The sequence below is a fragment of the Bacillus sp. FSL R5-0712 genome (assembly GCF_038593285.1).
GTDB lineage: Bacteria > Bacillota > Bacilli > Bacillales > Bacillaceae > Bacillus > Bacillus safensis.
The window spans coordinates 1206316-1226273 of record NZ_CP151981.1 but is presented as its reverse complement, the minus strand read 5'-3'; the positions used below and the strand labels follow the sequence as shown (position 1 = coordinate 1226273).

At 37.5% G+C, this 19958-nt stretch carries 23 protein-coding genes, 1 tRNA gene, 1 pseudogene and 1 riboswitch; of the genes and pseudogenes, 7 read left to right on the top strand and 18 right to left on the bottom strand.

Translation table 11 applies throughout. The features are described 5' to 3' along the window. Window positions 1-30 precede the first annotated feature (30 nt). From NSU11_RS06030 to NSU11_RS06005, 6 genes are all read right to left on the bottom strand, one after another. Window positions 31-861: an SMI1/KNR4 family protein gene (locus NSU11_RS06030; protein ID WP_024424984.1), complete on the bottom strand. Its 831-nt coding sequence runs from the start codon at window positions 859-861 to the stop codon at window positions 31-33. 345 nt (window positions 862-1206) lie between these two features. Next, entirely contained in the window at window positions 1207-1506 is a 300-nt protein-coding gene (locus tag NSU11_RS06025; RefSeq protein WP_024424985.1) for a contact-dependent growth inhibition system immunity protein, read from the bottom strand. A gap of 249 nt (window positions 1507-1755) precedes the next feature. Continuing rightward, window positions 1756-2412 (bottom strand): type A chloramphenicol O-acetyltransferase, encoded by a 657-nt coding sequence (gene catA, locus NSU11_RS06020; RefSeq protein WP_024424986.1) that lies wholly within the window; start codon window positions 2410-2412, stop codon window positions 1756-1758. Between the two features lie 255 nt (window positions 2413-2667). Then, window positions 2668-2991: a hypothetical protein gene (locus NSU11_RS06015; RefSeq protein WP_024424987.1), complete on the bottom strand. Its 324-nt coding sequence runs from the start codon at window positions 2989-2991 to the stop codon at window positions 2668-2670. A gap of 258 nt (window positions 2992-3249) precedes the next feature. Further along, window positions 3250-4221: a flagellin Hag gene (hag, locus tag NSU11_RS06010; RefSeq protein WP_024424988.1), complete on the bottom strand. Its 972-nt coding sequence runs from the start codon at window positions 4219-4221 to the stop codon at window positions 3250-3252. Beyond that, on the bottom strand, window positions 4211-4396 hold the full coding sequence (locus tag NSU11_RS06005; protein ID WP_024424989.1) for a hypothetical protein: 186 nt from the start codon (window positions 4394-4396) through the stop codon (window positions 4211-4213). The genes hag and NSU11_RS06005 overlap by 11 nt, the downstream gene beginning before the upstream one ends. Window positions 4397-4669: 273 nt before the next feature. Here NSU11_RS06005 and NSU11_RS06000 point away from each other — a divergent pair, with 273 nt between their 5' ends. The 3 genes from NSU11_RS06000 to NSU11_RS05990 are packed head-to-tail and all read left to right on the top strand — an operon-like array spanning window position 4670 to window position 6394. After that, entirely contained in the window at window positions 4670-5116 is a 447-nt protein-coding gene (locus NSU11_RS06000) for a MarR family transcriptional regulator (RefSeq protein ID WP_197172792.1), read from the top strand. 32 nt (window positions 5117-5148) lie between these two features. Then, the gene (locus tag NSU11_RS05995) at window positions 5149-6102 is read left to right on the top strand and encodes an acetyl-CoA carboxylase carboxyltransferase subunit alpha (RefSeq protein WP_197172791.1); all 954 of its coding nucleotides are present in this window, start codon (window positions 5149-5151) and stop codon (window positions 6100-6102) included. After that, on the top strand, window positions 6089-6394 hold the full coding sequence (locus NSU11_RS05990) for a hypothetical protein (RefSeq protein WP_342493853.1): 306 nt from the start codon (window positions 6089-6091) through the stop codon (window positions 6392-6394). Before NSU11_RS05995 ends, NSU11_RS05990 begins: the two co-directional genes overlap by 14 nt. A gap of 322 nt (window positions 6395-6716) precedes the next feature. Here NSU11_RS05990 and NSU11_RS05985 read toward each other — a convergent pair whose 3' ends face one another. The 10 genes and pseudogenes from NSU11_RS05985 to NSU11_RS05940 all read right to left on the bottom strand — a co-directional run bounded on the left by NSU11_RS05985 (window position 6717) and on the right by NSU11_RS05940 (window position 14648). After that, window positions 6717-7241: a hypothetical protein gene (locus NSU11_RS05985; protein WP_197172790.1), complete on the bottom strand. Its 525-nt coding sequence runs from the start codon at window positions 7239-7241 to the stop codon at window positions 6717-6719. Window positions 7242-7368: 127 nt separating this feature from the next. Beyond that, complete coding sequence (locus tag NSU11_RS05980; RefSeq protein ID WP_197172789.1) at window positions 7369-7899, bottom strand: hypothetical protein; 531 nt, start codon at window positions 7897-7899, stop codon at window positions 7369-7371. 115 nt (window positions 7900-8014) lie between these two features. Next, the gene (locus NSU11_RS05975; RefSeq protein WP_197172788.1) at window positions 8015-8197 is read right to left on the bottom strand and encodes a hypothetical protein; all 183 of its coding nucleotides are present in this window, start codon (window positions 8195-8197) and stop codon (window positions 8015-8017) included. Window positions 8198-8220: 23 nt separating this feature from the next. After that, on the bottom strand, window positions 8221-9273 hold the full coding sequence (locus NSU11_RS05970; protein ID WP_197172787.1) for a serine/threonine-protein kinase: 1053 nt from the start codon (window positions 9271-9273) through the stop codon (window positions 8221-8223). Further along, a complete protein-coding gene (locus tag NSU11_RS05965; RefSeq protein WP_342493852.1) occupies window positions 9270-9620 on the bottom strand; it encodes a hypothetical protein in 351 nt (116 codons plus the stop codon). The genes NSU11_RS05970 and NSU11_RS05965 overlap by 4 nt, the downstream gene beginning before the upstream one ends. Window positions 9621-10427: 807 nt before the next feature. Beyond that, window positions 10428-10933, bottom strand: a pseudogene (locus NSU11_RS05960) (site-specific integrase); the annotation flags it as partial. A 74-nt stretch (window positions 10934-11007) separates the two neighbouring features. Further along, window positions 11008-11625, bottom strand: coding sequence for a hypothetical protein (locus NSU11_RS05955; protein WP_197172785.1), 618 nt, complete (start codon window positions 11623-11625; stop codon window positions 11008-11010). Window positions 11626-12149: 524 nt separating this feature from the next. Next, window positions 12150-12222 (bottom strand) — tRNA-Val (locus NSU11_RS05950). A 132-nt stretch (window positions 12223-12354) separates the two neighbouring features. Beyond that, window positions 12355-13533, bottom strand: a complete 1179-nt coding sequence (gene metC / locus NSU11_RS05945; RefSeq protein ID WP_197172784.1) for a cystathionine beta-lyase — start codon at window positions 13531-13533, stop codon at window positions 12355-12357. After that, window positions 13530-14648: a methionine biosynthesis PLP-dependent protein gene (locus tag NSU11_RS05940; protein WP_197172783.1), complete on the bottom strand. Its 1119-nt coding sequence runs from the start codon at window positions 14646-14648 to the stop codon at window positions 13530-13532. The genes metC and NSU11_RS05940 overlap by 4 nt, the downstream gene beginning before the upstream one ends. Window positions 14649-14726: 78 nt before the next feature. After that, window positions 14727-14849: riboswitch (SAM riboswitch) on the bottom strand. Window positions 14850-15070: 221 nt separating this feature from the next. On the opposite strand from NSU11_RS05940, the gene NSU11_RS05935 reads away from it, so the two are divergent. The 3 genes from NSU11_RS05935 to NSU11_RS05925 are packed head-to-tail and all read left to right on the top strand — an operon-like array spanning window position 15071 to window position 16820. Then, window positions 15071-15811 (top strand): esterase family protein, encoded by a 741-nt coding sequence (locus NSU11_RS05935; RefSeq protein ID WP_172881641.1) that lies wholly within the window; start codon window positions 15071-15073, stop codon window positions 15809-15811. Window positions 15812-15863: 52 nt separating this feature from the next. Then, on the top strand, window positions 15864-16379 hold the full coding sequence (locus NSU11_RS05930) for a YjcG family protein (protein WP_024426454.1): 516 nt from the start codon (window positions 15864-15866) through the stop codon (window positions 16377-16379). 6 nt (window positions 16380-16385) lie between these two features. After that, window positions 16386-16820 carry a GNAT family N-acetyltransferase gene (locus NSU11_RS05925; protein WP_151039290.1) on the top strand — a complete coding sequence of 145 codons (435 nt, stop codon included), beginning with the start codon at window positions 16386-16388 and terminating at the stop codon, window positions 16818-16820. A gap of 82 nt (window positions 16821-16902) precedes the next feature. Here the strand turns inward: NSU11_RS05925 and NSU11_RS05920 are convergent, their stop codons facing one another. Beyond that, on the bottom strand, window positions 16903-17160 hold the full coding sequence (locus NSU11_RS05920; protein ID WP_003210759.1) for a hypothetical protein: 258 nt from the start codon (window positions 17158-17160) through the stop codon (window positions 16903-16905). Window positions 17161-17286: 126 nt separating this feature from the next. Between NSU11_RS05920 and NSU11_RS05915 the strand changes: the two genes are divergently transcribed. Next, window positions 17287-19599, top strand: a complete 2313-nt coding sequence (locus tag NSU11_RS05915; protein ID WP_342493851.1) for an ATP-dependent helicase — start codon at window positions 17287-17289, stop codon at window positions 19597-19599. 16 nt (window positions 19600-19615) lie between these two features. On the opposite strand, the gene NSU11_RS05910 is transcribed toward NSU11_RS05915, so the two are convergent. Beyond that, window positions 19616-19873: a stage VI sporulation protein F gene (locus tag NSU11_RS05910; RefSeq protein WP_008348417.1), complete on the bottom strand. Its 258-nt coding sequence runs from the start codon at window positions 19871-19873 to the stop codon at window positions 19616-19618. Window positions 19874-19958 lie beyond the last annotated feature (85 nt).

Below are 19958 nucleotides of genomic sequence, written 5' to 3'. Positions count from 1 at the left end.
AAGCCCTTTTGAGGGGCTTTTATTCTTTCACTATCGTTTTTTCACTGAATGAATGTCTTCTCCCAAAAGGACGGTAAGAGATTCTCCACTCTTTTCTAGAAACTCAGCAATTTCTTGCAGCTCTTTATTGATACGGTCATTCCTTGGCATATCTGGATTTAACAAAAGAATGGAGTGAACAGTCGTGGCTGCTTCGTACAAGACATTTTGATCTTTTATCTGTTTGATGCATTTTTTCATTCGATCGAAAAACCATTCAATCTCTTCAATGTCTTCCATCGGATAATGTGCCGTTTTAAAAAGATTCTGCTGACGAAGGTCTTGTCTTTCAAAAATTTGTTCAAGCTCTTCTTTACTGATATACAAATCCGAGGATTCCTCATCAATCTCTACTACCTCGACCATCGCGTCTTCAGCTGTATATAACTGCTCAATAAAATCATCGAAAGTATCCGCCAGCTTAAAATCGACTCCCATTTCTAAATCAAAATAGTGAATAGGCGGGTGTTCCTTCATTTTTCGATAATCCATTGCGATCCATGTATCTTCCTCTCCGCTGATGATCACAAGTCCCTCCGGGAGCTCCAATTCATCACTTAACTGGGAACTATTCATGATGCCATCATCTTTGGCGATTCCTCTTAGATGGTCAAATTGAACATGATCCTCAGCCCATGAATTCGGTTGTTCCGTTGGAAACGCATTACGAACTGTAAAGCCACCATTCCATTCTAAGATGAGCTTTTTATATGTATCAGGTAAAGCGACACCAAGTCTTCCCTCTGCTTCACGAATTTTTTCCTCATCTATCTTTTCTAACGTGAAAGGACTCTCTTCTTCTTTCTCCCAGAATGATTTCAAAGTGGATGCCTCCCTATATCTATTGAGGTTAGTATAACATTGACCAACTAATCATTTACCATTTTAAAACCTCAAATTACAAACCTGTTCAATCCCTTCCTCCAATAAAGAATTTATCAGTAGATATAAAAAAGATCTGACTGGAGTACCAGCTAAGTACAAGGCACTTAAAGTGCTCAATGCCAGCATCCTCAGGTTATTCCTTCTGGACAAAATATTCACGTTCGATTTGTTTATCTATATCATGCGATGATCCACGTAGAAAAAGATCTTCTTTTTCTCAGTTTGTTGACCAATAGACACAAAAAAACCTTGAAAGGCATTAGTCAATCAAGGTTCATTTTGTTACTTCATCTTCACTGCTTCTTTCATTTCCTCTATTATTTTATTAAACCACTGTAAAGGGTTTAATGAGATCGCCGGAAAATAGATTTCTGCATTATTATCGATAAAGTTTTCTTTTTCCTGTATTGTTAAAGTACTATTCAAAAAATCCTGACAATCCTTTATAGTAGACAGCAGACATTCTTTACTAGCTTCATGAATAAACTCATCAATCGCTTCTTCTGGGGAATCGATATCCTGATGAAATGTGCCACCTAAAAAATCTTCTAACTCTTCTAAATAACTGTAACTCTCATTCATTTTATCATCCTTCTTTCTATTTAACAGGGTATCCCGTTAAAATAAAACCCCCATTCTCATCTTTTTTCAATATAATTTTCGCATTTGTAACATTCTCGACTACTTCTGAATTTCTCGAAACACTTTCTGCCAATTACCTCTCCATCACCCTTATATTTTAATAGAGTAACATAACGTGATGTTACACATTTCTTCTCACGACAGAAAAAGCAGACTCTGCAAAAGTCTGCCTTTTTCACCTTTTGAAAATTAAGTATACAATGACTCGTTTAACCACTCTTCACAATGTTCTATCAGCCACTTCAAATATTCCACATATTGACCGACATGAAAGCCGTCACAAACAGCATGATGTACTTGAATGGCGACTGGCAAGATGATTTTTCCTTCTTCCACCTTAAATTTGCCTAACGTAAATATCGGCAGTAAATAAGTTTCATCTGTAGATACATTAAGGTTAAAAGAAGTAAAATCAATCCAAGGCAGGCTTGAAATATTGAACATATTTTCTGGCATATGAGGTTTCGGAAATAGTTTGTTACTTTCGCTATAAGCTTCAATATCAGCTACACAGCTTTTATAAAACTGAGCAAAGTTTTCGTCATAAGGCGTCCAAATACTTGAAAATGTCTTTGTTTCTTTATTTAGAATCGTATAACTAGGATTTAGAAGATCCCAGTGACCAAGTTCATCGTTCACTAGATCCATCCGAAACTCCGGTATTTTTTGCACAGCCCTTGCTAACAAATAAATTTGCACAGGATATACTTTTAGATTTTTTTCTTTTAATATTGCATGCAATTTCGTGATGTCTAGATCGATCACCAGGCTATATGAGCATCGGGTTACCTTCGTATAATGATGGAAGTGTTCTTTTCTCGGATAATTATCTATTTGTTTAAACATTTTTATCTCCTCCTGAATGTAATTTCATGAATTCAGGAGGAGACTTTATCTGTTTTCACCACCACAATCATCCTTTCAAGTGATTTGTCATGTTTCTGTCCATTCAAAGTCTACCATGAGTTTTGCCTACGATAAACCCTGCAGCAACTCTTCATAAGTGAGCTGGCTGAAGTATTGAAATATTCATTCTATTAGTATATTTAAAGAAGAGGAACTCGAATAAAAAAGCACCTTCTATCGTAGAAAGTACTTATCTTATATTCTAGCACTAGCTTTTTTATAATTTTGAAGAAAATGATGACCTTCATTTAAAAAAACTAGAAAACGCTTATTCATAGTTTCAATAACGATTCTATCTGGTTGACCATATGGAGCACCAATTCTATAATCAATATTATCTGCAATTCCATACTTGTCCGACTCTTTAATACTAACGATTTGATCAATTGGTATTTCTGTTTTAGATAAACCAAATTTTAAGACTAAGTATTTTTCACCAAAACTGTAACGGGTTTTTAGGAAAACAGTAAAAATAAAGAAAAGTGCTAATAAAAAGATTAACATAATTACATATTCCATAGAATCACTCTTTTTTATACTTTTATCTAATTTTACCATGTTTTTTACTTTTTAAAACCAACAACTTTAATAGAAGTATTATATATGTTTTAATTCACCCTAGTAAGGCATGTTCTATGAAGGTTGGTCAGTTGGATAGTAATATTCTTTGTCGTATTTATTGGCGTTGAAGCATCTTTTAGAACGATCAATAAAATGAGGCATCGAACCAATAAAGACTAACAAAAAAAGCCCCTATATAAAGGGGCTTTTGATTTATTAACGTAATAATTGAAGTACGTTTTGTGGCTGTTGATTCGCTTGTGCAAGCATAGCTTGAGAAGCTTGAGAAAGAATGTTGTTCTTCGTGAACTCACTCATTTCTTTTGCCATGTCAACGTCACGAATACGAGACTCAGCAGCCGTTAAGTTTTCAGAAGAAGCACCAAGGTTGTTGATTGTGTGTTCTAGACGGTTTTGGACTGCACCAAGTTTAGCACGCTGTGCAGAAACTTGTTTAATAGCCCCATCAACGATTGCTAACTGATCATCAAATCCACCATCGTCATCAGCTGCAATTGTTTCAAATTTAGATACATCGATATCTTTAACAGACTTACCTGTCTCAACTGCACCATCGTTGTCTGTAACGCCTAAAGCAGCAGCGCTCATATCTTGAATGTTGACTTTAATTTGTTGTGTAGCATTTGCACCAATTTGGAATACTAAAGCATCACCAGGAGTTGCTGGGACTGCAGGTGTACCTGTACTTGGATCATCTGGATCTGTCGGCGGAGTTGCTGGTGTGCCAGGTGTACCTACTCCATTAAACGTACCATTTAATAATTTTTTTCCGTTAAACTCAGTACGATTAGAAATACCATCGACCTCTTCAACAAGCGCTGTGATCTCATCTTTAATTGCAGCTAAGTCTTCACCTTGCTGTGTACCAGTATTTCCAGCTTGAACGACTAGTTCACGAACACGTTGAAGGATTGAGTGAGTTTCAGTCAATGCGCCTTCAGCTGTTTGGATAAGAGAGATACCGTCCTGTGCGTTTTTAGAAGCCATTTCTAAACCGCGGATTTGTCCACGCATTTTTTCAGAGATAGCTAGACCTGCTGCATCATCCCCTGCACGGTTGATTTTAAGACCAGAAGAAAGTTTCTCCATGTTCTTTTGGCTTGCACCATTGTTTGCTGATAAACGGTTTAATGTGTTAAGTGCTGCGATATTGTGGTTAATTCTCATTTCCTATTACCTCCGTGTAATTTTTTTTAGAGAGCTTATCTGTAAAGTCCATTTGGATGAGAAGCTCTTCCTTAGAATTTTCGATTTCTAAGGCATGTGTATAGTAGTAACGCAGAGCACCTTTTGGCTCTCTTACTTTACTACCGTATGTAACATCAGTTATGGCAATAATCATGAAACCTCCTTCTATTCATTCAAAATGATTAGTCTTGTCACTTTTACGAGACTAGATACCCGCCATAACAATGAGTATTATGTTACCTACTATAGACTGAACTTCCATATATTTTAGTTTGTGGAATTTGTTAAATTCACAAATTAGACACATTTAACAAGAAGAAATATCTCGTCCATGTTGTCACATTGGCTTATGTTAAGTTTGTGAAAAAATCAAATTGATGTATAATACAATTGATGTATTATGCATGAATTGTAGGAGGGTGACCTTTTGAAAAGAGAAGATGCCTTAAAACTAAGAACAGATATTAAGAAAATGATTATATTAACTGGGGTTTTCGAATCTCATAATTTGCCCAATGGACCATTTGAAAAACCTCTACCAACTTCTCAAATGATGGCGTTAGAGGAACTAGAGGTGGAAAAATTAACTGTTTGGCAACTATCCAATAAACTTAGATTAGAGACTTCAACTGTAAGTAGGTTGGTAGATAAGTTAGTAAAAATGGGGCTTGTTTATCGTGAAGTAAATGAAAAAAATAGAAGAGAACTTTTTCTGCACCTCACAGAAAAGGGTCACATTACTGTTAATCGCTTAAGAGAACAATCCCTTACATTTTATCAACGTATCCTCAATAATTTATCAGAATCAGAACAAAAAATAGTTGTGGATGGTTTTGAATTATTTATTGATTCTATTTCTAAGTCTTTTGATTAGAGTGAGGTAAATCATAACCTTTGGAGGGTAAAATGAGTTTGGATTTTGAACGTCCTATTATTGAACTAAAAGAGAAATTTGATGAATTAAAGAAAATGATGAAAGAAAATAATGTAGATTTATCGTCAGAAATTCATTTATTAGAAAAACGTTTAAATAAAATGCAAGATGAAATTTATTCTAATCTTACAGCTTTTCAACGAGTTCAAATTGCAAGACTACGTAACCGGCCCACGACATTAGATTATATACCTTTATTGTTTACAAACTTTTTCGAACTTCATGGTGATCGATTATATGGTGATGATAAAGCAATGATAGGTGGTATTGCAAAATTTAAAGGGATGCCCGTTACGGTTATTGGTCATCAAAGAGGTAGAAGTACAAAGGAAAATATAGAAAGAAATTTTGGAATGGCTCATCCAGAAGGTTATAGAAAAGCGCTAAGACTAATGAAACAAGCTGATAAATTTAATCGCCCTATTATTACATTTATTGATACAATAGGCGCCTATCCAGGAAAAGGGTCTGAAGAACGTGGAATTTCTGAAGCGATAGCTCGAAATCTATTTGAAATGGCTACGCTTAAAGTGCCAATTGTTTGTATTGTAATTGGAGAGGCATCAAGTGGTGGAGCTCTTGGCATTAGTGTCGGTAACCATATCCATATGTTAGAGTATTCATGGTACTCAGTAATTTCGCCAGAAGGAGCAGCATCTATCCTATGGAAGGACGCTAAGTATGCTCCAGAAGCTGCTGAACATATGAAAATTTCAGCAAAAGATTTAAAACAGTTAGGAATGATTGATGAAATCATACCTGAAATGAAAGGTGGAGCACAAAATGATATAAAATCACAGGCAAAAATGATTGAATCTGCAATCGAATCATCTCTTAAAAAATTGATCCTATTATCCTCGGAAGAGCTTATACAACAGCGTTATGAAAAATATAGACAAATAGAGAATATAAATGAAAATATTTAAAGTCCGTATTGCATTTCGGAGGATTCTTGCAAAAATGGTGGCTGTCCTTATAGAGGCAGTTGAGAGCATGAATGCTATTCAGAAAAGAGCCGGACATGCCAGTGCTAAAACAACCTCAGATATTTATGGTCATGTCACAAACAAATTAGAATTTAACACTTTAATCATTTTGATCCTAAAAATATTGAGAAACAATCTGGCGGATAAAGTTCGTCCCCAACCAAAAGAAATAGAACAAACATTCGTTGTAAAAAAACAAAAAACCCTTGCTAAGCAAGGGTTTCAACGATGATTCCGACTGGGCTCGAACCTGCGACCTCTACCCTGTCAAGGTAAATATATGGAATCCTGTGATTATCAGCGATACTCTATATTCACTTATAAACCTTGATACATAAGCTTTCTTTACCCTTCTGTATCCTCTGGTGTTCCTTCGTATTTTTTAAAAACCGAAAAAAATGTTACCTTTTTATACAACTGTTTTAAACTTATTCCATTCTGTAAATTTAAGCTTTATCACCATTACCCTCATTTAAAATGATTATTTTCTTCAACAAATCGCCATAATTTATGATGAGTAAACAGGATATAAATTAAACAAGTAAGGGGGAAGCCTAAAGAATTTCAATATCATTCTTTTTCCCATCTCTTGCAAGTATAAGCAAGTCTTTAAAATATTCAAGTGTTGCTTTGTTAAAACTGTCCATTATCACCGCCAAAGAAAACAATAGATAAATAAATACGGGAACTGTGCATATCATTGTAATAGTTGCACCAATGTCTAAATTTGATGCATCAGGATCGAATTCTATACTCCCAAGAATAGTGCCAATTGCAGCAGCGATAATTGTGGATATTATTCCAATAAAGAAGAAGAATCTTTTTTGATCATTAACATGATTAATCCTATCCATTCGAGCGATAGCGCCTGATATATCTTCCGTATCTAATGATTTTAGAATCATCATCTTCTTTTTATGTTCGGGATAATCTTGACCATCTCTAGGGAAGTTTTCTGTTAAGTAAACAATGAGTCCACGTGAACTCAACTCCACCAAATTATGCTTTAAATTTTGTTTAGTAAACTTCTGTTTTCTCAATTCCTTAATTTCTCTCTTTTCCTTTAGTGTGCTTCTCACTTATAGTCACCTCATGGATAATATCGGAAGAAAGCCATGTTTTTGAGTGCAATCCTACTTATATTACATAGGAAATTTCATAATGAGAATTGCTTCAATTAGAAAGGAGCAGGGGAGAGAAAGCTAATCACTTTTCATGTTTTTCCGCTAAAGCTTGTTCCATCATCTCCCGAAATGATACCAGTAGCGCTACAAAATATTTGTCTTTAATCAGATCCTTTAAAAAGAAAATTAACGTTAACATTGTAAATATCATAATATAAACACGTATGATAATAGTATATGCAGGAATCAAGTCTCCAAAGGCTGCTATTACTGGAACTGTAGCTGCAAGAATAGCACCAACAAAAAAAGTAGTATATTTTGTTTCATATATCTTTTCCATTCCTTTCGTTCTAGCTATCGCACTCAACAGAACATCTTTATCGAGCGACCTCACTACTCGAAGTTTACTTCTAAATACTATCAAGTCGTCCTGTCCCTCAAGAGAGAAATGGAAATCTATATATTTAACAAGAACACGCATTCTCATTTTTATCAGGTTATTTTTTAAATTGACGTGGTTAAATTCTTCTTTTTTAAATTCCTCCATTGCCTTATTTTCTTCTATTCTTAGTTTTCTTTTTTCTATTTTTTGTTTCATTTTCTTGAGTATCAATCTTTACCACCTCAACAAAGTTATCGGCAGAAGGGAGGGATTGTTAAATGATGGCATAGAAAAACCCCACCAAAGGTGAGGCTCAGTTAATTTCAATTTAACCTAAAGGATTTAATTATCTAACCAACTTATTTCCATCGATTGGGACAACTTTAACAAAACCATTCTCCAAATCAATAATTCGATAATTATCATTCATGTCCACAGCCTTATCTTTAATCAATCTTTCTTTCAAGGTGCAAAGAGGGTATGGCGTTACATTGTTTCTCTTTGTATTTAATTTGAGTTCAAAACCCATGCCTTGATCACACCTTTCTTCAATTAAAGAATTTTATAAATTGCTTCGAAAGCATCTTGCTTTGTTTTTAAATTTTTTATAAAAAATTTATTTATTTTTGTTCGTTTGCCGTCGGCTAATCTTATTTTATAACCTTCAGTACACCATTGACCTGAGTCACTTCTTAAAACAGAAACTTCGGATAAGTGAGTATCTGTTTTAAACGAAACAATCGAATGTGTGTTTGTTATTTCATTGTAACCCCAATCTAACTTATTTTCAAGTTTAGCAAGATCATTCATCATTTCCAAAACACTTTGGTATCTATCCTCAACATTTATCGAAAGTGATTTAGTTATAATATTTCTTAATTCTTTCGGTATATGCGGAAGAAACTTTTTCTTATTAGGAAACTTGTTGGAAGAAATAGCATCAGCAAGTTCTTCTGCTTTTTTTATGTTCAAGTCTGTGAGTTGTTCCTTAAAAAACTTGTTGCCATTGCACATTCTATATATTGTAAGACCAGCTTGATAAATATCACTAAAGAATGAGAAATGCCCAAAATCGAATTTTTCTGGAGGAATGTGTAGACTGTATAATTTATCAGGTCTTGCTAAACCGAAATCATTTAAATATTTACTTGTACCAAAATCAGTCACGATCGCTTTGTTAGCATTGTTAATTAGGATGTTTGTTGGTTTTATGTCGAAGTGCACAAGTTTCTTTGCATGCATAAAGTGTATACCAGAAAGGAATTCTAAAGATACTTTAATTATTTCTCTAGGTGTTAAAAATTGTTCTTCTATAATACTGTTAAGCGAACCTTTTTCCATAAATTCCATCGCAATATATACATTTTGCTCATCCTGTGAGGCATACTTCACTGGCATTATATTGGGGTGTTGTGTAAAATAAAGCATTTGTGCTTCGGTGAAATATTCCTCAACTTTTGTGAAATCAGTTTTACTTATTTTCTTTATAACTAAATCGGTATCAAGTTGAGGGTCATAAGCTATATAAACTGTTGAGTTTCTTCCCTCAACCCCAATTTCTTTTTTGAACTCTAGTTTTAAAATAGTGTCAGTATATGTTATCATGCAGCTTTCCCCCAAGAGATAATTGAAAGGCTAGCCAGAATACTTTCTCTAATTTCTTTAGGATGCGATTTCCATTCTTCTTTCGAGATACCAGCAAAATCAAGTTCGCCTTCGATAACGCTTTTTATTTCAGTAGTACTTTTGCTAAATATTCTTGCGAATTTATTAATTAGCAATAGATCATAAGCTTTAATCTCACTATTTGCAAAAAGCTCTTGGATAACTCCCTCAATATTTTTCCTGTATGGAATTTGAGTGTTAGCCGATCCCTCCACAATTTTTAGTCCTGCGAATTTAATGTTAAATTCTTTCATTAAGGCTAGAAGATTTGTTCTTATATATGCCAATTGCTCTGGAACTTCTAGAGAGGTTGGAATAATAATACAGGATGTTCTAATTAAACTTAGATTCTAATTTTCGATCTCGGTTATCGCGAAAAATATTTTCCCTTTTGATTCTTTCTTTTTGGTCGAAACTCTAATACCAATGGAATGCAACTTTTTTCTCTCCTATCATTATTCTATAAAATATCATTTCGACATGATAGGATAAATTACCTTCTTTTTTTACATTTTATTTCAATCATAAGCAAAATCCCTCAAAAGAAGGATCTTGATTCTGAATAAAAGAGGGATTTTAAAGATATATACAACCTATCCACAAAGTGCTGCCAGTTATTATCGACACATTGGATGATTTGGCATCCAGGAACAGAAAGCAGGTTTTGCAGTTGGAGTTGACGTAGCTGGGGCAGGCTGTGCCAGTATTTCAGGCGGGGGCTGAAACCCTAGAGGGACTATCGCCGTCAGATCTTGCCTGTTTACTCTCATAAATGATGGGGGGCGGCCTGGTGTAAAATAAACATTTAAGTCCACAGTGCCTGTTGCGGGATTGTAATCTGTTAACTGTGCGGTAACAACGCCATATCCTGTAATAGATGTCCGAATATACTGACCTCTATATTGAGCTAAATAGTCTGCAGCCTCCGTTGGAGTCCATATATGTTGCTGTGGTGGAACGTGCGTTCTAACATAATGCATTTCATACGGGTAATAATTAAACATTTTCTCATTTCCTCCTTATGCCTAATGGTCACATAATATGAAGCTTGTGAAAAATAGGTTGGGGGAATGCCTAAAGAAAAAGCCCGTTTTTTATATGAAGATTTGATTGTTTTCTTCCTCAAAGTTTCTTAAGTCGTAATGCTTGATTGTAGTTGAGACATCTTCATGATGAGCGATGTATCTGCTAACCAATTCTAACTTGATCTTTTTAACTTCAAGAAGGTAAGTGATACAAGAGGCCTTAAATAGGTGAGGATTAATCCGTCTACCAAGGATGTCCGACAGAACATTGGAGCAAACGACTCTGAGATTTGCTTTGGTTCTCCACCATATGTAGTGAAGTTGAACTCATAATCATACCCACGTTTTTTATGCCATAACCTCATATACTTTTGTGCCTCTAAATTCACCATGTATTCTAAAACTTTGCCTTCACCTGTACCTTTACCAAATACTTTATGACTCATAACATATGATTGGCCTTCATTCAAAGGAAAGTCTATAATTTCTGTTTTAAATTGGACTAGTTCTGCTCTACGGCCACCTACGTTAAATGCGGTTGCCAGCCATGCCATTCCAAGATAGTTTCCTTCTTCGTCCAAGAAGGATAATAGAAAGTGGGAAAGCTATTATCACCATGAGGATGGGGTAATAATAGTTTTTGTGTTGTTTAGATATCTCTAAATTGTAAAAGGAACTCTTCTACAATGTTTATACAACTTGGAATAAATTCTTTTTCTAACTGGAATATCATTTCACCTTTATCATTATTACTAATTATTAAATCATGTAGGGTGACTTTTAACTTCTCATTTAGAATTGATGAATTGTGAGCAATGACATTTCTCAATTCATTATAAGCCTTAATGGATTCCCAATTGCTAGAATTGAATGGCTCTGTAATGTTGCAGACTTTAGTAAAATACTTCTCTGCTTTTCTAATACCCTGACCATGTAAATCCTTATATGATACAGTGAGGTTTCTTCTTTCTTGAGCTACATCACAAAGAGTTTTAATATAGTTTTCTAGAGTAAAATAGATTTGTAAAAATACAGTCTTCCTTATTAGTTGAGGATATATTTGTTCATAGTAATAAAATTCTAAGCTCTTAAAATCAAAATATTGCTGTTTATATTCTTCACTTTTTCCTTCTGTTGCTTTTTGAAATTTTCTTTCTAATCCTAATAAAGCTTTTTCGTTTCTTCTTTCTGATTCTATGTAAAAATCTTTTATATGAGATAATTCTTCGAGTGCATTGAATAGCTTAGCCTGAGATGATCTGGACAAATTAACACCTACTTCAACTTAATAGGTGAATTATAATAAATAAACAAAATTATGTAAATATAAAGGCGTGTAAAGTAAAATATATTAGATGAAAGAAAGATTAAATCAATCTCATTAATAGCTAAAGCAAGGCTGAAAATGCAGGTGATGAAATTGGAGTCAGTCGTAATGCATTATATCTGCAGAGAAAAGATAAAGAATACTCACAGGAGCTGGACAATGAAATACAAAAACATCAAACTTTTAGCACATCAGTAAAAAAGCGTAAGAGCTAAGTTAATCTAAGCTCCTGTTAAAGCAGTAAGTGAAAGACTAGGACAATAAAAAGTAACGCTTCAAACATATGCTCATGTACTACCTTCAACAAGCCAACAGAAAGCTGATCAAATGGACGGCATTTTAAATTGACCACACTATATTTTCAGTGTGGTTTTTATTTTGGTAATGTTACCTTTTCGTTTTTAGAAATACAAAAGCCATTCTCGATTATCTCAAGAATGGCTCTGTATCAACGTCTTTTCATATGATTCCGACTGGGCTCGAACCAGCGACCTCTACCCTGTCAAGGTAGCGCTCTCCCAGCTGAGCTACGGAATCGGGTTATGTATCAGTTCTGGGCTTTCTGTTACTGACAGTCTCTATTATATAACCATCATATTAAGCCGTCAATGGTTTTGTTCAAAAAAGGTCAAAAAGCCGGCGGCTGTGCCGGCTTTTTTCTCTCCTTCTTTATGATTGGTTCACAAGGACGGGCTTTAGTTGATCGAGTGCTTGTTTGAAGTCGCGTTTGAGGTCTTCTCCGTTTTCAACTCCGACACTTAAACGAAGCAGCCCATCTGTAATCCCTCTTTTTTCTCTTTCTTCTTTTGGCATAGCCGCATGTGACATTTTAGCTGGATACGACAGAATGGATTCAACGGCGCCGAGGCTGACGGCGAATACAGGTAATGTGACGGCATCCACCAATTCTTTGACAGCCGCTTGGTTTTCTAGTTCAAATGAGAGAACGGCTCCTGCTCCGCTTGCTTGCTTGCGCTGAATGTGTGCCCCAGGATGATCGTCTAAGCCTGGATAGTATACTTTTTTCACCGCAGGATGTTCTTTTAGAAATGAAGCTAGTTCGAAGGCCGTTTGGTTTGCTTTTTCTAATCTCACCTGAAGGGTTTTTAACCCTCTTAACACGAGCCAGCAGTCCTGCACGCCAAGGACCGCACCGAAGGAGTTTTGCAGCGAATAAAGTTCCTCTCCCAGCTTCTCATCTTTTACCACGGCTAAGCCTGACAGCACATCACTATGGCCGCTTAAAAATTTCGTTGCGCTGTGCAGAACAACATCCACACCAAGGTCAAGCGGACGCTGAAGCGCAGGTGTTAAAAACGTATTATCTAAGAAAGTCAGACAGTCATGCTCTTTTGCAAGCTGTACGACACCTTCAATATCTGTAATGCCTAGTGTTGGATTTGACGGTGTTTCCATGTAAATGACCTTTGTATTTGATTGAATGCCTCTTTTGACTTCATTCAAATCGGTCATGTCCACGAAGGTATGCTCAATTCCAAATCTTGAAAGAACTTGGGTGATCATTCGGAAAGTCCCGCCGTACACATCTCTTGTGACAAGGACGTGATCTCCCTTTGACAATAGAAGAAAAGCGGTTGAAATGGCTGCCATGCCTGATGCAAAGGCAAGCCCTCTCGTTCCACCTTCCAGCGCTGCAATCGTATCCTCTAATGCTTGACGTGTCGGAGTTCCCGATCTGGAGTAGTCATATTGGCCGAATTCATCGAAGCTGCTTTGATGAAATGTGGATGCATGCTGAATCGGTACACTGACTGCACCTGTTGAACGGTCTGTTTTAAACGCATTATGAACGAGTTGTGTTTCGAGTGTCCAATCGTGTGTGGTCATTTGGCGTGTACCTCCTCTTTTACTTGTGATAGTGCCTGTTTCAGGTCTGCTTTCAAGTCATCTACATGCTCGATGCCAACAGAGAAACGGAGCAGCTTGTTACATACACCGTTTGCAATGCGAATCTCTTCTGGAATATCCATGTGCGTTTGTGTTGCAGGATACGTAATGAAGCTTTCGACTCCGCCAAGGCTTTCAGCAAAACAAATCGTTTTCAGCTGCTTTAAAAATGGATTGACCCAGTCCTCTTTAGCTACTCGGAATGACAGCATGCCTCCCTTTCCTGGATAAAGCACATCTTGAATTTCTGGCTGTTTCTTTAAAAACTCAGCCAGCTCCTTCGCATTTGCCTCGTGCTGGCGCATTCTAAGAGCCAGTGTTTTCATGCCTCTCATTAAAAGCCATGAGTCAAATGGTGATAGAACCGCTCCTATCGCGTTTTGATGCTGGAACATGTCTTCAGACAGCTGCTCTCCTTTTGTCACCACAAGCCCTGCAAGAACGTCATTATGTCCGCCTAAATATTTGGTTGCGCTATGAATGACAATGTCCGCTCCAAGCGTAATCGGCTTTTGCAAGACTGGTGTGTAAAAGGTGTTATCGACAATCACCAAAGCGTCATGCTCTTTTGCAATCTTCGCTATTTTTTGAATATCTGCTTCCTGCATCAATGGATTTGTCGGTGTTTCAATAAAGACCGCTTTTGTGTTTGGCGTGATTTTAGAGCGTAAACAGTCTTCATCTGAAAAATCATCATAAAGAAAACGCAGGCCGTACTTTTTCCATTCGTTTTCAAACAAACGGTATGTACCGCCATATAGGTCTGATGAGACGATGAGTTCATCTCCGCTTTCAAATAGAGCCATGATCGTTTGGATTGCCGCCATTCCCGAACTGAAGGCAAAACCGGCCGTCCCTTCTTCGAGTGAAGCAATTGCATCCTCTACAAGCTGTCTTGTTGGGTTTTTCGTTCGAATGTAATCAAATCCTGTAGATTCCCCTATGCCTCTATGTCTATATGCTGTCGAAAGATAAACGGGAGGACTGACAGTGCCAGTCACCTCATCGCTACGGTTTCCAATCTGCGCTAATTTCGTTTCCACATGTTCTGTCATTTGACACCATCCTAAGTAAAAATCTGATTTCAAAACAGAAAACCCCTTCTTCATAAGAAGAAGGGGTTTAATCGCTTCCTCTTATCTTCCAAGCAAAAAAAGCTGCTTGCTGGATTTAGCACCTTGGTACATCACATGAAGTGATGCATACCGGTTGCTGAGGTTTCAAAGGGCCAGTCCCTCCACCTCTCACGATAAGAATGTGTTGTCTGTCTGTTCTAATTCTTAATACTGTAACCCATTAAATCTCATTTTTCAAGGGGAAATGTCATGATTAATTAAAATTTTCTGTATTTTATAACAGAATCGATATTATACGATTTGATTGCATGTTAGCATATAGGAACATCACAGTTTTTCATGTTACAATGAATGGAAACGTTTCACTTTATGATGAATTTGGTTAGCTGGAGGAATGGATTATGGTGAAGAAAACAGGAATCATTCAAGAAGAAACCATACAGTCAAAAGAACTTGGGGCGGACATGACCATTTTGATCTATTTGCCAGTCAATTACTCCCCCCTTTATACATATCATGTCATCATTGCCCAGGATGGTCATGATTATTTCCGCCTAGGCAAAATAGGCAGACAGGCAGAAGAATTGATGCAAAACAAAGAAATGGAACGCTCGATTATCATTGGTGTTCCTTATGAAAATGTCACGGAAAGACGGAACACGTATCATCCAGACGGTACAAAGTTTGAAGCGTATAAACGCTTTTTAGCAAATGAACTGGTTCCTTATATTGATGAACACTATCCAACCTATCAAATTGGATCAGGACGAACGTTTATTGGTGATTCACTTGGTGCGACGATTTCCCTCATGACAGCCATTGATTATCCTTCTTTATTCGGCGGGCTGATTTTGCAGTCCCCTTACGTTGACGAGTCGGTTCTAGAAGCCGTCAAACAGTCGACAGCCCTTTCTCATTATGCCATTATCCATCAAATTGGGCTTGAGGAAACGGCTGTGAAAACAACAGATGGCCAGGTGCTTGATTTTGTTCAGCCGAACGAAGATTTAAAGGCCCTTCTTGAAAAATCTGGTGCGGATTACTTATTTGAGACATTCGAAGGGGATCATAAATGGACGTTTTGGCAGCCGCTCATTGCGCCTTCGTTAAAAAGAATGCTCCCATATTCGTTAATCAACTGAATTTTGTTATAATAAACAATAATAAATACTTTCTTATTCAGGAGGGAACATGATGAAATACGGAGTTGTTATATTTCCATCAAAAAAATTGCAAGATATTGCGAACTCTTACCGGAAGCGTTATGATCCGAACTATGCACTCATACCGCCTCATTTAACATTAAGAACACCTTTTGAATTAACGGATCTAGAAGCGGCTGAGGTCGTCTCAACGTTAAGAGATTATGCAAAAAATGCTTCTCCTATTACGTTACGTATTAAAAAATTCAGTTCATTCGCTCCTGTAAACAACGTCATTTATATGAAAGTAGAACCGAACGAGGACATCATGGCGCTCAATGAAAGATTGTATGCAGATCCACTTGCTGGTACACCTGAATATGCCTTTGTTCCGCATGTGACAGTCGCTCAAAAACTATCCGATGATGAGCATTCAGACGTACTTGGCACATTAAAGCTGAGAAAAATTGACCATGAAGAAACAGTGGATCGCTTCCACCTTTTATATCAATTAGAAAACGGATCTTGGACCGTCTATGAAACATTTATTTTAGGAGAAGAGGGTTAAAGACATTTGAAAACAGTCATCGCAACAGAACAAACACAACGAGAAGATGCATATTACGTTCGAAAAGAAGTATTCGTCAAAGAACAAGAAGTTCCAGTAGAGATCGAAATAGATGAACTAGAGGACAAAGCCACCCATTTTGTCATTTACAATGATGACAAAAAGCCTCAGGCGGCCGCTAGACTGCGGATCATTGAGGGATCAAAGGCAAAGCTAGAAAGAATTTGTGTGTTAAAAGAGGCGCGCTCCTTCGGCCTTGGCCTTAAGCTGTTAGAGGCGTTAGAAACAGAAGCAATTTCTAATGGAGCAAAAGAAGCGGTGATGCATGCCCAAGTCCATGCGCTTCCTTTCTACGAAAAGAAAGGCTACAAAGCGGTTTCTGAACCGTTTGAAGAAGCGGGAATCACACATGTCAAAATGACAAAAACACTGTCTGTTTGACCAAAAGAAAAGCCAGAGCATTCAAGATGCCCTGGCTTTTTCTTTTTCATTATCGTTCGTCACAGGAAGAAAGCGCAAACATTTATATATACGTGTTGATATGAACGCCCTTACCTTCCTCCATAAACATATCTCGTACAAAGCGTTCCCGCTTTTTTTGCTGTACTTTCGTTTCCGCTTCTGTCACTAAGTCCTCTTTTTTCTCCAGCTCTCTGTAAATCTTGTCATGAAAGGTGCGAGTAACCTTTGTTACTTTCGCGTAGTCTTCTTTATCCTGAGGAGCTGGACGATTGATATATTGAAAATACAGATCCGGCTGAATCGGGGCTATATATCCCATCAAGAACGCCTCCTTTGCTTCTCTCTTACTCTACTATTCCCTAATTATGACTGTTTGAAACACGCCTCATTTGATATGATTAGATGTGTTTCATTTTAAGATTGATTGACTATTGGAGGACTAGCTTTGAAATGCGCACGACGACATGATCGAACGATCTCATTACATACGTATTCGAGAGAACATTATCAATTCCTCCATGACGAGGGAAAAAAAGGACAATTATTCTGCCCATATTGCGGACAACCGGTCTTTTTCAGATTAAATATACATGATGAACCTGCCTTTATTCATAAGCACATGTCTCAGCAAGAGATCTGTGAACAAGCTGAAGAACAAGCAGATCATCATCAAACGGCTGAACAGGAGGAGAAGGCTTCCTATAAAGAACTTGGCGGCTTCCGTTTTCCAACCGGCAAACAGATCATCTCGCAAACTAGCGAATCATATGACTGGCAGGAACCAAAGTCGATTCAATTTAGCGACGCCTTACATTTAGAAGAAAATGAACAAGTCCATACGATCGACCTCTTCCCGCATATCACCTTTAGCACACCGCAGCTTCAAGCTGTCACACATTTAGATGGTCCGATGCTTGTGCTGGCTGGTGCCGGCAGCGGAAAAACAAGAGTCCTGACGGCTAGAGCGGCTTATCTCATGTCCCATCATCATATTCCTGCTCACCATATTTTACTCGTAACTTTTACTACAAAAGCGAGCAGTGAGATGAAAGAAAGACTGGGCAAGCAATACCAGCTTCATCCTTCACAAGCCAGCCAAGTGGTGACAGGCACCTTCCACAGTCTTTTTTATAAAATGCTGCTTCACGATGACGCAAATAAATGGAACGGCCAGCATCTGATCAAGTTTGACTGGCAAAAGGAGCAATACATTCGAAAAGCCATAATGAATGAAGGACTTGATGAGAAAGACTACCCTACTGATCAAGTGCTGCAATCCATCGGCTATTGGAAAAATGCCTTTTTACCAGGTGAACTTCCTGATTTGAAGGATGAAAAGGAAAAACACATGTGGACGATCTATCAATCATATGAACAACAAAAACGAGATCATCAGCAATTTGACTTTGATGATATGGCGATTGCCTGCTTACATATGCTGACAGAACAGCCTGAACTGTTAAAACGGTATCAAGAACGATTCCAGTATATTTTAGTGGATGAATTTCAGGATATTAATCCAGTGCAATATCGCTTGATTCAACTTTTAGCCGGAGAATCAGAGCAGTTATTTTGTGTAGGTGATGATGATCAAGCCATTTACGCCTTTAGAGGCAGCAATCCTGCTTTCATTCTTGAATTCAAACAGGACTATCCTTCGGCTCAGATCGTCCATTTACATGCGAATTACCGGTCTCATCATACAATTGTCGCAAGTGCAGATGCGATTATTAAGAAAAATCAGCATCGTTATGAGAAGACGTTAAAAGCCGTGCGCGAGGAGAAAATTCCGCCGACGCTCTTTTATCCATATGATGAAGAAGAGGAAGCGACAATGATTGTCGCAGATATTCAGGAGAAAATTAAAAATGGTGCAAAGCCGAATGACTTCTGCGTGCTGTTTCGTACGAATACAGGCGGCCGTGCGATTTATGAACGACTGCATCAATCGGCCATTCCGTATGAAACGGATGCTGGCGTCAAAGCCTTCTACAGCAGACGAATGGTTCGGGTACTCCTCGCCTTTCTTTCCTTAAGTCAGGATGCAGATGATGTGGCAGCCATGAAACAGCTGCTGCCGGTTTTCTTTTTAAAGCAGCAAACGCTGAATACACTAAAGGCACTGACCATCACAGAAGATTGCTCAATGGTAGAAGCGCTCGGAAAACTGACAGATATACAGCCGTTTCAACGGAAAAAGCTGCAATCAATCGTTCCTTTGTTTCGAACGTTACGAACATTAAAGCCATCAGACGCGGTGACATTTATTGAACAAAAGATGGGACTCGGTGATTACTTAAAAAAACGGGTGAACGATACGAATGTACTTGAAAAAGGGACAGATGATGTACGTGATGTGAAAACAGCTGCCAGACGCTTTGAAACGATTGAAGCCTTTCTCGCACATGCCGAACATATGAAATCTGCCGAAAAGGAAAAAACAGATGAACCCGGTGTTCAGCTCATGACGATCCACCGCGCAAAGGGTCTTGAATTCCAGACAGTATACATCACATGTGTGGTCGACGGAGCACTGCCTCATGATTTCTCACTGGATGAACTCAGAAACGGTGATGAAGAAGCGCTGGAAGAAGAGCGCCGTTTATTATACGTGGCCATGACAAGAGCTGAGCAATCTCTTTATCTGTCTGTTCCTTCATTTAGACGAGGCAAAACGGCTCATCGTTCTCGCTTTTTGTATCCTCTTCTAAAGAAAAACCGTGAATTATTTACGCAAAAACAACAGGCCCCCCTTTAAACGGAGAGCCTGTTGTTTATTTTTTGTTATTCATCATTTTAGCGATTGTATTGAAATCAAGCTTTTCTTTTCCACTTGTAATCGATTGAACGATTTTGTCTTCCATTTCTTTAGGTACACGTTTGTTCGCAAGCTGCGCTACTTTTTTAATGACACCTCGAACGGTATTCTCATCTTTAAAGTTGGCATTTTGCAAAGAACCTGCAAGTTTAAACACATCATTCATATTCACACCGGTTTTGTTTTCTACGCTTTTAAAGAATTTATTATCCATTCATTTGCCTCCTCTTTGTGGAGTAATCACCTTACTATATGAAAATAGGCGGGATATGTGCCTATCCTAAAACCTTGTTTGACCA

Bases quoted from the DNA above. Each gene is read 5' to 3' on its own strand.
- NSU11_RS06005 (WP_024424989.1), bottom strand. From the start codon at position 4,396: ATGATTATTGCCATAACTGATGTTACATACGGTAGTAAAGTAAGAGAG.
- NSU11_RS05935 (WP_172881641.1), top strand. From the start codon at position 15,071: ATGGTGAAGAAAACAGGAATCATTCAAGAAGAAACCATACAGTCAAAA.
- NSU11_RS05970 (WP_197172787.1), bottom strand. From the start codon at position 9,273: ATGATAACATATACTGACACTATTTTAAAACTAGAGTTCAAAAAAGAA.
- catA (WP_024424986.1), bottom strand. From the start codon at position 2,412: ATGTTTAAACAAATAGATAATTATCCGAGAAAAGAACACTTCCATCAT.
- NSU11_RS05975 (WP_197172788.1), bottom strand. From the start codon at position 8,197: ATGGGTTTTGAACTCAAATTAAATACAAAGAGAAACAATGTAACGCCA.
- NSU11_RS06015 (WP_024424987.1), bottom strand. From the start codon at position 2,991: ATGGAATATGTAATTATGTTAATCTTTTTATTAGCACTTTTCTTTATT.
- NSU11_RS05910 (WP_008348417.1), bottom strand. From the start codon at position 19,873: ATGGATAATAAATTCTTTAAAAGCGTAGAAAACAAAACCGGTGTGAAT.
- hag (WP_024424988.1), bottom strand. From the start codon at position 4,221: ATGAGAATTAACCACAATATCGCAGCACTTAACACATTAAACCGTTTA.
- NSU11_RS05930 (WP_024426454.1), top strand. From the start codon at position 15,864: ATGAAATACGGAGTTGTTATATTTCCATCAAAAAAATTGCAAGATATT.
- NSU11_RS05995 (WP_197172791.1), top strand. From the start codon at position 5,149: ATGAGTTTGGATTTTGAACGTCCTATTATTGAACTAAAAGAGAAATTT.
- NSU11_RS05940 (WP_197172783.1), bottom strand. From the start codon at position 14,648: ATGACAGAACATGTGGAAACGAAATTAGCGCAGATTGGAAACCGTAGC.
- metC (WP_197172784.1), bottom strand. From the start codon at position 13,533: ATGACCACACACGATTGGACACTCGAAACACAACTCGTTCATAATGCG.
- NSU11_RS06025 (WP_024424985.1), bottom strand. From the start codon at position 1,506: ATGAATGAGAGTTACAGTTATTTAGAAGAGTTAGAAGATTTTTTAGGT.
- NSU11_RS05990 (WP_342493853.1), top strand. From the start codon at position 6,089: ATGAAAATATTTAAAGTCCGTATTGCATTTCGGAGGATTCTTGCAAAA.
- NSU11_RS05920 (WP_003210759.1), bottom strand. From the start codon at position 17,160: ATGGGATATATAGCCCCGATTCAGCCGGATCTGTATTTTCAATATATC.